Here is a 10,431-nt window from a genome sequence, read left to right on the forward strand (position 1 = left end):
GCAGAGCGTGCAGCCGCAGAGCGTGCAGCCGCAGAGCGTGCAGCCGCAGAGCGTTTCGCGCTTTCGCCGCGCGAGCGCGATGTGATCGCGTCGCTGGGCTAGCGCGAAACTTACCAGGAAGGAGGCCGCAGGTGCCCAAGAAGGACAAGCCGCTCACGGCGAAGCAGGAGGCGTTCGCCCGCGAGATGGCCAAGCCCCGCGCCAAGCAGCAGGACGCGTACCGCGCGGCCTACGACTGCAAGCGCATGAACTACAACTCGATAAGCTGCGCCGCGTCCAAGCTGATGCGCGACCCACGAATCGCGCACAGAATCCAGGAAATACGCGACGCGGCCGCCAAGGACTGCCGATGGGAGCTGCAGGACGCCGCCGCCCCGCTGTTCGAGGTGCTGGACGGCGCGCTGCCCATCTTCCGCCGCCATGCGGCCGAGGGCAGCATCAACGGCGACGCGCGCCTCGCGATAACCGAGAGCGTGAAGCTGCTCAACGACATGTTCGGCGTGGACGGCGCGAAGGCCGCCATGGCCGAGGCGGGGGTGACCATCGTTGACGACCTCGGTTAGGCTCTCGGACGTCGTGGCCGCCGTGTTCGCCGGCGTGTGGCGCTCCATCAAGACGCACGAGTTCACGCACTACTGGTTCAAGGGCGGGCGCAACTCCACCAAGTCCTCGTTCATATCCATCGCCATCGTGCTGCTGATCATGCTCAACTCGGAGGCCAACGCCGTCGTGCTGCGCAAGGTCGGCAACACGCTGCGCACGTCCGTGTACGAGCAGATAGGCTGGGCGTGCGACGTGCTGGGCGTGGCGCACCTGTTCGACTTCGGCCTGTCCCCCATGGAGGTGACGTACCGCCCCACCGGGCAGGTCATACGCTTTGTGGGATGCGACAAGCCGAAGAAGCTGAAGTCCGCGAAGTTCCGCACCGGCTACTGCGCCGTGGTGTGGTTCGAGGAGGTAGACGAGTTCGACGGCATGGACGAGGTGCGCAGCGTGCTGGCCACGTTCCTGCGCGGCGGCGACGTGTTCTGGGTCTTCTACAGCTACAACCCCCCGCGCTCGGCGCGCAACTGGGTGAACAAGGAGGCGCGCGACCTGGAGGCCCACCCGGGCGAGGACGGGCGCTTCATATGCCACACCACGTACCTGGACGTCATAGACGAGCACCCCGAATGGATAAGCGCCACCGCGCTGGCGGAGGCGGAGCGCAGCCGCCGCAAGACGCCCGACTCCTACCGCTGGCAATGGCTCGGCGAGGTCATCGGCACGGGCTCCGAGGTGTTCCCCGACGAGCTGCTGGACATACGCCCCATCACTGCGGAGGAGCGCGCGTCCATCGCCCTGCGCTCGTTCGGCGTGGACGCGGGCAGCGTGCACCCCTGGGTGTTCATGGAGGCGGGCTACGACGAGAACGAGCGCGTGCTGTACCTGCTGGACGAGGAGAGCCGCCAGGGAACCGAGGCCATCGACGTCAAGACCGCCGAGCTGGTGGCGGCCAAGCTGCAGGCGGCCGAGGACCCCGCCGCCGACGTGTGGTGCGACAGCGCGGCGCGCGGCATGATCCTCTACTACCAGGAGCAGGGCATCAGCGCGCAAAAGTCGCTCAAGCAGGGCCTGAACGCGCCCAAGAGCCGCATCAGGTGGATGCAGAACCTTACGCGCATAGTCATCGACCCCGACCGCTGCCCGCTCGCCGCCAAGGAGTTCCCCGAGTTCGAGTACGTGTCGAACGGGCAGGGCGACATAACCGAGACACTGCCGAAGGTGAACGACGACGCGATAGACGCGGCGGGCTACGCCGCAGGACTGTGGATAAGGAGCAATCTCTGATGGAGAAACGAGGGAGCACGGGCTACGCCGAGGCGTGGCTGCGCCGCATGGGATGCCAGCCGGACACCCGCATGCAGGGCATGGTGGGCGTCTGGTTCGGCTGGTTCGCGGCGAACAACGGCTGGTACCACTACAGCGAGCGGCGCGGCTTCCGCGTGTACAAGCGCGAGCGCGCCAGCCTGCACCCGGCGGCGCTCGTGGCCGACGAGTGGGCCAGTCTGCTCATGAACGAGAGCACGATCATCTCCAGCACGAGCGACGAGCGCCGCGCCTGGATGGCGCGCTACTTCGCCAACCCCACGGCGACGGGCGGCGTCGGCGACGAGGGGCACGAGGACGGCCAGGCCGCGCCGCAGCCGACAGAGGACGGCGACGCGCCCACATCGTTCGCCATGGACAACGCCGACTTCATAGCCCGCGCGTTCGCCATGGGCACCGGCGCGTGGGTCATCGAGCCGCGAGGCGTGACCGACAGCGCCTACACGCCGGACGCCGAACTGCGCATCGTGAGATACGACGCAAGCCAGATAATCCCGCTCACGTGGAGCGCCGACGACTGCACGCAGTGCGCGTTCGTGGGCCGCGTGGAGGTCGCGGGGCGCGACTACGACCAGTGCCAGGCCCACGTGCTCAAGGGCGGCACCTACCACATCCTCACGCAGCTGTTCGATACCCGCACGCACAAGCAGGTGGCGGTCGATGGCATCAGCGCCGACATGGACACGCGCTGCACCCGCCCGCTTTTCGCGCTGGTGCGCCCCGCCGTGTCGAACCGCTTCTACGACTACTGCGCGATGGGCGCGAGCGTGTACTGCAACGCCGTGGGGGCCATGAAGGTGGTCGACGAGGCCGCCACCTCCCTGCTCGACCACATTCGCGTGGGCCGCCCGCGCACGTTCGTGGACAAGACCCTCATAGAGTCCAAGACCGACAAGGGGCCGGACGGCAGCCTCACGAAGACCTACTACGCCTTCGGCGAGGCCGACGACACCATCTTCAGCATGAACCCCGGCGACGAGGGGTCGGCCAAGATTCAGACCGTTCAGAGCGACCTCAAGGCCGACGAGAACGCCAGCGCCATCAACACGGGCCTGCGCCTGCTGTCGGTGGCGTGCGGCTTCGGCAACGGCTACTTCTCCTGGGAGTCGCACACGGGCCTGAAGACCGCCAAGGAGGTGGCGGCCGACAACTCGCAGCTGATGCGATCCATCCACCGGCACGAGAACGCCCTGCGCAAGTCCATCGTGCGCCTCGTGAACGGCATGGCCGACGCGTGCCGCAGCATCAAGGGTGAGGCCGTGCCCTACGGCGACGTCACCGTGGACTTCGACGACTCCATCATCAGCGACACGCAGAGCGCGCGCGAGATGGCCATGAGCGAGGTCGGCGCGGGCATCATGGCCCCGTGGGAGTACCGCCGCCGCTTCTACGGCGAGACCAGCAACGAGGCCAAGGCCAACGTGCCCGAGCAGCAGGGCGGCGCGTTCGACATGCTGGGCGACGGGCTCGCCTGATGCTGGGGCCGGACTACATAGAGCACTTCACCGACGCAGCGCAGGGGGCCATGGACGAATACACCCTGCGCCTGGTGTGCATCTACGCCGCGCTCATAGGCTCCATCGACTTCGAGGGCGACAGCGCCTACTCGCAGGCCGCCCGCAAGGCGGCGCTTGCCGCCAAGGACGTGCAGAAGGCCATGAACGAGGAGGGCCGCAGAGCCGCGCGCGAGGCCGCCAAGGCTGCGGCCGAGGCGGTGGCCAAGAGCGCCGAGACGGACCTTGGCACGCTCGGCACGGCCATGGGCGCGCTGTCCAAGGCCATGCAGTGGAGGCTGCACAACTCCGCCCGCGCGACCGCCGCAGGCGTGCAGGACGTCGTGAGCCGCGACAACCTCAAGATGCCCGCCAACGTGCAGCGCGCCTACCTCGAAGTCGTGGCGCAGGCCGTGGCTCGGGTGAACTCGGGCATGGCGGGCTACGAGCAGGCCACCCGCGAGGCCGTGCTGAAGCTGGCCTGGCGCGGTGTGTCCGTCGTGGACTACAAGAGCGGCGCGTGGGCGCAGGCCGACGTGGCCATGCGCCGCCACGTGCGCACGCAGGCGGTGCAGGCCGGCAGCCGCAACACGCTGGAGCTGCTTGAGGAGACCGGGCACGACCTCGTGCAGACCTCCTCGCACGGCGGCGCGCGAGAGAGCCACGCCAAGTGGCAGGGCCGCGTGTTCAGCCTGTCGGGCAAGTCCAAGAAGTACCCGCCGTTCTACCGCGAGACGGGCTACGGCTCGGTGGACGGGCTGTGCGGCGCGAATTGCAAGCACGACTTCGGCATATACGTCGAGGGCCAGCCGCTGCGCTACGAGCGCGACCCCGACGGCGGCGACGAGAAGCGCGAGGAGCGATACCAGGCAGAGCAGAAGCAGCGCGAGCTTGAGCGCGGCATACGCGCCGCCAAGCGCGAGGCAACGGCCCTGGAGGCCGCCGGGCTCGATAATACCAAGGAGCGCCTGCGCCTGGGCAAGCTGCAGAAGCGCCAGCGCGAGCACATAGCCGCCCACCCCTACCTGTCCCGCGAGCGCACGCGCGAGGCCGCCATGGAATCGAAGGCGCGCATCTACCCGCTTGCCACGGACAAGACCTGGGTGCGCGAGAAGTTCATGCCGGGCAAGGGCGCGGGCACCGCCGCAGACGTGAGCCGCCGGGCCGTGAACGGCAGGGCCTACCACGACAAGGTGGCGTCCCTTCCCATCCCGAAGCGCGCAAGCGAGGCCGTGTACGCCGAGAGCCGCCGCATCCTGCGCGACCGCGACGGCACGGGCTACGAACGCATGTCCGTGGTTTCATGGAAGAAGGGCGAGCGCGTCACCGATACCTTCGGGCACGGCCTGAAGAGCCAGGCGTGCGGCCTGACCGCAAAGCAGGTGGAGGCGTGCAGGCGCACCGAGGGCGGCGTGGTGCTGATACACAACCACCCCATGAGCTCGCCGCCGTCGTGGACCGACATACGCACGGTGGCGGAAAACGACTGGGTGCGCAGCTCGGTGGTGGCGTGCCACGATGGTACAATCTACGAAATCAAGGTGAACGACCCCGGCGTGGTGAAGGCGTACGAGAGAATACGCCAGCAGATGAAGGCGCTTTACCCGAACGCGGGCGGCGCTGCCATCGACCACTACACGACGGAAATGCTCTACAAGCAGAACGAGGAGGCGAAATGGTTCAGGCTGACAAAAAAGAAGTGACCCCCGAGGACTGGGCTCTAGTCATCGACGACCACGTGCCCGAGTTGAGCGAGGACGAGAAGCTGAGCGAAAAAGAACGCGAGGAACTTTTCGCCAAGTGCCGCAAGGTTCTGCGCGACGAGGGCCTGATGCACTAGGCATCACCGACAACCGAACAGCGACACGGCATCAAGGCCGCCCACGAACGGGCGGCCTTTTCTTTTGCCTGGCGACACCTCGGGGAAGATGCGGTCACGCGATGGGGCGGCGACAACGGCCCCGCACGCGACCACGGCGACAACGGTGGGCCATCCAAGCGCGCAGGGAAGCGCGACAACCAAACACGGAAGGAGCAAGCGATGGCTGAAGACAACAAGCCCCAGGGAAACGAGGGCGGCGAAGGCCAGCAGACCGAGCCCCAGAAGGAGGTCGTGTCCTACGCGAAGTACAAGCGCGAGACCGACGAGTACCAGGAGCAGGTGAAGGCCCTCAAGGCCGAGCTGGAGCAGCGCGACAAGCAGATCGAGGAGTTCACCTCCAAGGCGGGCAACGCCGAGGAGCTGCAGGCCGCGCTCGACAAGGCCAAGGCCGACAACGAGGCGTACAAGGCCGACGCCGAGAAGCGCGAGGCCGACATGCGCCGCGACTTCGCCATCGACACCAAGCTGGCGCAGATGGGGGTGCGCAACGCCAAGGCGGCGCGCGCGATCATCCCGAACATCGCCGACGCGAAGCTGGACGAGCAGGGCAACCTAACGGGCATCGACTTCGAGGCCCTGAAGAAGGACAACGCCTACATGTTCACCGACCAGCCCCGCGAGAGCGCGGGCGGCGACCCCAAGGGCGGCGCAGGCACCGACGGCCTGGCCGACTTCCGCGCAGCTTTCGGACTCACCGACAATTCCACGAAGGAGTAAATCATGCCAAACAGCATCGAACTGCCCAAGGGCTACGAGAACGTGCTCATGGAGGCATACCGCAAGGAGTCCCTGACCGCCGTGCTTGAGAGCGCGGCACCGCAGGGCAACATCGCGCAGATGGAGCAGCTGGGCGAGTTCTACTACCCCGTCTACTCCATGGGCGGCCTGGGAGACGTGCAGGCCAACGGGCGACTGCCCCAGAACAGCGGCGCGTCACTGACCTGGAAGCCCATCAGCGCGAACTACGACCGAGGCACCATCCTTGAAATCGACCAGAAAGTGGACGCCCAGTCCTTCAACCTGGCGTTCGGCAACGCCGCCGCGCACTTCAACCGCACCAAGGTGGTGCCCGAGGGAGACGCGTTCGTGTTCTCCACGCTGTGCGCAGGCACCGGCATCACCAAGGAGCAGAAGACCTACGCCGACGGCGCGGACATGCTCAAGGGCTTGAACGCCGCCATGTGCGACATGGACGAGAAAGAGGTGCCGGAAGAGGGCCGCGTGCTGTTCATCACCCCCACCCTGCTGGGTATGGTGAAGGACCTGGACACCACCAAGTCCCGCGAGGCGCTGGACGGCTTCTCCTCCATCGTGAAGGTGCCGCAGTCCCGCTTCTACAGCGCCATCGACCTCTTGGACGGCACCACCAAGGACGAGGAGATCGGCCACTACAAGAAGGGCACCGGCGCGGTGGACATGAACTTCCTCATCGTCCACAAGGACGCCGTGGTGCTGCGCTGGAACTTCGCGCACGGCAAGGTCATCGACGCCGAAGACAACCAGCATGGCTTCGGCCACCTGTTCAAGTACCGCAAGTACGGCGTGTGCGGCGTGCGCGAGAACCTGGCGCACTACATCACCGCAGGCATGAAGGCCGCGTAGGAAGGAGGCGCGACATGCGCACCGTTGGACTGGCCTTCGAGAAGGAGGCCCCGAAGAAGGCCAAGCCCGCCAAGGGCAAGGCGGAAAAGCCCGAGGCGAAGGCCGCAGACGAGCAGCCCGCCAAGGGCAAGGCGGAAAAGCCCGAGGCGGCCGAGGACGATGGAAACTAGAGCCCCGACCCACGAGGACTACCTGGCAGCCGGGCGCGGGGAGCTGTCCGCCGAGGAGTTCAAGGCGGCGCTCCCCCACGCCACGGCAGCCGTGCGCGACCTGATCTTCCCCAACGAGCCGGACGGCTCCGAGGAGTGGGCGCGCGCGGTCATGGCGGCCTGCGAGGTCGACGCCGCGTACGGATGCTCGGGCGGCATCATGGAGGGCGGCGGCTTCACCGTCGGCTCGTTCTCGTGGAACCCCGGTACCGAAGGGGCCAGCACCTACCGCAGCGACATGGAGGCCGCCGTCCGCCGCGAGCTGCTTGGAACGCCGCTGCTCTACGCGGGCATCGGGGGTACCAGATGATGCGGGTGCCGCGCTCGGCGCGGCCCTCCACCATGTCCGTCAAGGTGCCCAGGGAGGGCGGCTACGGCGGCGAGTTCGAGCAGCCCGTCGAGGTGCGCCGCGTGCGCTTCGAGCCCGTCTCGGCGTGGCTCGTGCGCGAGTACGCCCTGGGCGACGGCGCGCAGGGCCTCGTGATAGCGGACGGCGCGGACAGCCCCGGCATGTTCGACGTGCCAGTGGGCAGCCGCGTGAGCATCGACGGGGGCGAGTGGATGAACGTGGCGAGGTGCACGCCCCGCCGCGCGTTCGGCACACGCCCCCACCACTGGGAACTGGAGGTGAGGTAGATGCCGGCAGCAGTTACGGTCGACCTGACCGCGCTCATGAAGCGTTTCAGCGCGAAGGAGCTGGAGGCCAAGCAGGTGAAGTTCGCCATGAGCGTGGCCGAGGACATGAACGTGTACACGCCCGAGGACTCCCAAGACTTGCACAACTCCATGAAGGCGGCCTCCGACTTCAGGCAGGGCCTCGTGATATGGGACCCCGACTACGCCGCATACGTTCGAGACCTGCCCGATTCGAGAATCAAGCACGGCAAGAACCCGAGGGCCAAGGCCGACTGGCCGAAGGCCGCGAAGGACGCGCACGGCGAGGACTGGAAGCGCCTGGCCGTCGACCTCCTGACCGAGGAGGCGTGATATGGCGCCGGACGTGATGGAGGCGGCGAAGGCCGCCATAGAGGCCCTGGGCTACGGCCCGGTGCTCCTCACCCGCCTGGCCGCCTCGCGCGGCCACGACGACGCGGTGGTGCTGCGGCCCATGCCCACCACCGACGTGGTGCGCCACATGGACGGCACCCGCCGCGTGGGATACGTGCTGCAGGTCATCGTGAAGGACACCTCCGAGTCCAAGGCCATGGGCGACGCCTACGACCTGGCCGACGCGCTGGACGGGGCCGACCTATCCTCGCCCACAGGCTCCTATGGCTTCACGAGCGCGTCGCTGTACACCGAGCCGCAGGAGATAACGCCGCCCGAGGGCGGGCCGTACCTGTGGGAGTTCCGAATCAAAGCGACCATAACCATAGAGAAGGGATAACGATGGCAAAGAACCAAGACCTGGGCTTCGCGCCCAACTACATGAGCGCGCTGGAGATCGACACCACGCCAGACGCGGCCAGCCCCACGTGGGCCATCTTCTCGCGCGGCATCACCGAGGTGAAGCCGACCACCAACGAGACGACCGAGACCAAGGACTACTACGACGGCTACGGCACTCCGACCGACAAGGTGAAGAGCGTGCAGCCGCAGTACGAGGTGACGGGCGACCGCTGCTACGGCGACCCCGCGCAGGACTACGTGTCCAGCCTGGCGCTTGAGACCGGCGAGGGCCGCGAGGGCCACTTCCGCCACACCGACCCCAACGGCGACGTGGTGGAGGGCGACTGCACCTACCTGGGCCTGACCGTCGGCTCGCAGCAGGGCGCGGCGTCCGACCCCGGCGCGTTCTCCTGCACAATCTCGGGCGCTGGCGCTATGCGCTACATCCCCGCCAACAAGCTCAAGCAGCCCACGGGCGTCACCTGCACCGCGCCGACCGGCCCGGCCGTGGGCAAGTCCATGAAGCTCGCGCCGACCGTCACGCCCGCCGAGGCGAACGCCAAGTGCTTCTTCGCATCGGGCAACACCGACGTGGCCACCGTCGACAGCGACGGCAACGTGACGGGCGTGGCCGCAGGCGAGGCGGTCATCACCGTGCGCTGCGCGTCCAAGCCGAGCATCTGCACGCAGGTGAAGGTCACCGTGGCGGCAAAGTAGCCGCAGGCGACACCAGACATAACCTCCTGGGCATGGGGGCGCGGGCTAGTGAGCGGCCCGCGCCCCTTTTCTATGCCCGACGCTCACCGCTCACGAAAGGGGCAACAAATGGAACTTCTGAAAAACATCCGCGCGTACGAGGACGTGTTCTTCGAGGACCCCGAGGAGAACCCCGACACGCCGCGCTTCCGCGTGTGGTTCGACGACAAGCACATCGAGGAGTACCTGGCCAAGGTCGGCAACGCCATCGACCGCGCGCAGGCCAACGAGCAGATGGCCCGCGAGGCCGACACCCCCGAGAAGGCGGCCGAGGCCAACGCCGCGCAGGCCCGCCTCATGAAGCGCACCATCTCGGCGTTCATCGGCACCGAGGGCTGGGAGCAGCTGCTCGCGTGGATGGGCGGCGACGATGGCCCCATCGCGCCCGAGGAGAACATCCGCATCCTGGGCGAGGTCTTCGCCACGTTCCTCAACATGTTGGCGCGCCACGCGACCAGCGAGCAGCTGATGGCGTGCGGCCTTGCATACAGCGAGCGCGCCGATCAGGTCCAGGCGCTCAACCGCGCCCAGCGTCGCGCCAAGGCCAAGCGCAAGAAGAAGGGCGGCAAGTAATGCTGCCGGCCGCGCTCACGGCCGAGCGGGTGCGGCTGCCCGATGGCACGAGCGCCACGCGCTACCCGTGGAACGGCGAGGAGGTGCTGGTGCGCGACGACGCGCTCACGGTCATCCGCGTCATCGAGGTGCTGACCGACGAGGGCAAGTCCGACGACCAGCGCCGGGACGAGTTCCTGGCGCTTTTCTTCGTCGACTGGCTGGACGCCTGGTGCGCGTGCGACTACGACCTGGCCGAGTTCGTGCGCCTGCGTGACGCGGCGGTGTGGGACGTGTGCGGGCTCGACCTGACCGGGGACCGCCCCCACGAGGCACCGCTGTGGGACCTTGAGGAGGACGCGGCGCGCATCCGCACCAGCTTCCGCCAGGCATACGGCATCGAGTGGGACGAGGTGCGCGAGCGCATCAGCTTCGCCGAGTTCGTGGCGCTCGTGGGCGGCTGCCCGCAGGACACGCCGCTCGGCGCGGCCATCCACTACCGCAACCCGGCTACCAAGCCGAAGCCAACCAAATACAACAGGCAGGAGGTCGAGGCCTGGAACGCCGCCCACAAGGCGTTCGAACTCGGCAAAGGCCGCAGCTCACACGGCTCTGAGGAAGGAAGCGACGCGGCGATGCGCGATGCGTTCGCCGCGCTCAAGAGAGCGACGAGGTGAGC

Annotated in this window: 15 protein-coding genes; all 15 read left to right on the forward strand. The window is 67.6% G+C overall.

Annotated elements, in window-relative coordinates; genetic code table 11:
• Positions 1-131 precede the first annotated feature (131 nt).
• The 15 genes from DWX63_RS07545 (at position 132) to DWX63_RS11260 (ending at position 10,429) form a co-directional block, all read left to right on the forward strand.
• Positions 132-563, forward strand: a complete 432-nt coding sequence (locus DWX63_RS07545) for a hypothetical protein (protein WP_117843291.1) — start codon at positions 132-134, stop codon at positions 561-563.
• A complete protein-coding gene (locus tag DWX63_RS07550) occupies positions 547-1,830 on the forward strand; it encodes a PBSX family phage terminase large subunit (RefSeq protein WP_117843292.1) in 1,284 nt (427 codons plus the stop codon). The genes DWX63_RS07545 and DWX63_RS07550 overlap by 17 nt, the downstream gene beginning before the upstream one ends.
• Positions 1,830-3,344 carry a phage portal protein gene (locus DWX63_RS07555; RefSeq protein ID WP_117843293.1) on the forward strand — a complete coding sequence of 505 codons (1,515 nt, stop codon included), beginning with the start codon at positions 1,830-1,832 and terminating at the stop codon, positions 3,342-3,344. Before DWX63_RS07550 ends, DWX63_RS07555 begins: the two co-directional genes overlap by 1 nt.
• Before the next feature lie 50 nt (positions 3,345-3,394).
• Positions 3,395-5,065 carry a phage minor capsid protein gene (locus tag DWX63_RS07560; RefSeq protein ID WP_158559640.1) on the forward strand — a complete coding sequence of 557 codons (1,671 nt, stop codon included), beginning with the start codon at positions 3,395-3,397 and terminating at the stop codon, positions 5,063-5,065.
• Positions 5,038-5,202 carry a hypothetical protein gene (locus DWX63_RS11245; RefSeq protein WP_158559641.1) on the forward strand — a complete coding sequence of 55 codons (165 nt, stop codon included), beginning with the start codon at positions 5,038-5,040 and terminating at the stop codon, positions 5,200-5,202. The genes DWX63_RS07560 and DWX63_RS11245 overlap by 28 nt, the downstream gene beginning before the upstream one ends.
• Before the next feature lie 201 nt (positions 5,203-5,403).
• Positions 5,404-5,961 carry a phage scaffolding protein gene (locus tag DWX63_RS07565; RefSeq protein ID WP_117843295.1) on the forward strand — a complete coding sequence of 186 codons (558 nt, stop codon included), beginning with the start codon at positions 5,404-5,406 and terminating at the stop codon, positions 5,959-5,961.
• A 3-nt stretch (positions 5,962-5,964) separates the two neighbouring features.
• A complete protein-coding gene (locus DWX63_RS07570; protein ID WP_117843296.1) occupies positions 5,965-6,846 on the forward strand; it encodes a hypothetical protein in 882 nt (293 codons plus the stop codon).
• Positions 6,847-6,860: 14 nt separating this feature from the next.
• On the forward strand, positions 6,861-7,016 hold the full coding sequence (locus DWX63_RS11250) for a hypothetical protein (RefSeq protein WP_158559642.1): 156 nt from the start codon (positions 6,861-6,863) through the stop codon (positions 7,014-7,016).
• A complete protein-coding gene (locus tag DWX63_RS07575; RefSeq protein WP_117637878.1) occupies positions 7,006-7,365 on the forward strand; it encodes a hypothetical protein in 360 nt (119 codons plus the stop codon). Before DWX63_RS11250 ends, DWX63_RS07575 begins: the two co-directional genes overlap by 11 nt.
• Positions 7,366-7,397: 32 nt before the next feature.
• The gene (locus DWX63_RS07580) at positions 7,398-7,691 is read left to right on the forward strand and encodes a putative minor capsid protein (RefSeq protein ID WP_147336073.1); all 294 of its coding nucleotides are present in this window, start codon (positions 7,398-7,400) and stop codon (positions 7,689-7,691) included.
• Positions 7,692-8,042: a minor capsid protein gene (locus DWX63_RS07585; RefSeq protein ID WP_117843297.1), complete on the forward strand. Its 351-nt coding sequence runs from the start codon at positions 7,692-7,694 to the stop codon at positions 8,040-8,042.
• Between the two features lies 1 nt (position 8,043).
• Positions 8,044-8,442: a minor capsid protein gene (locus tag DWX63_RS07590; protein WP_117843298.1), complete on the forward strand. Its 399-nt coding sequence runs from the start codon at positions 8,044-8,046 to the stop codon at positions 8,440-8,442.
• 2 nt (positions 8,443-8,444) lie between these two features.
• A complete protein-coding gene (locus DWX63_RS07595) occupies positions 8,445-9,161 on the forward strand; it encodes a phage tail tube protein (RefSeq protein ID WP_117843299.1) in 717 nt (238 codons plus the stop codon).
• Positions 9,162-9,269: 108 nt separating this feature from the next.
• The gene (locus DWX63_RS11255; protein WP_158559643.1) at positions 9,270-9,773 is read left to right on the forward strand and encodes a hypothetical protein; all 504 of its coding nucleotides are present in this window, start codon (positions 9,270-9,272) and stop codon (positions 9,771-9,773) included.
• Entirely contained in the window at positions 9,773-10,429 is a 657-nt protein-coding gene (locus tag DWX63_RS11260; RefSeq protein ID WP_158559644.1) for a Gp15 family bacteriophage protein, read from the forward strand. Before DWX63_RS11255 ends, DWX63_RS11260 begins: the two co-directional genes overlap by 1 nt.
• The last annotated feature ends 2 nt before the right edge of the window (positions 10,430-10,431 follow it).

Source organism: Collinsella sp. AF20-14LB (genome assembly GCF_003459505.1).
Classification (GTDB): domain Bacteria; phylum Actinomycetota; class Coriobacteriia; order Coriobacteriales; family Coriobacteriaceae; genus Collinsella.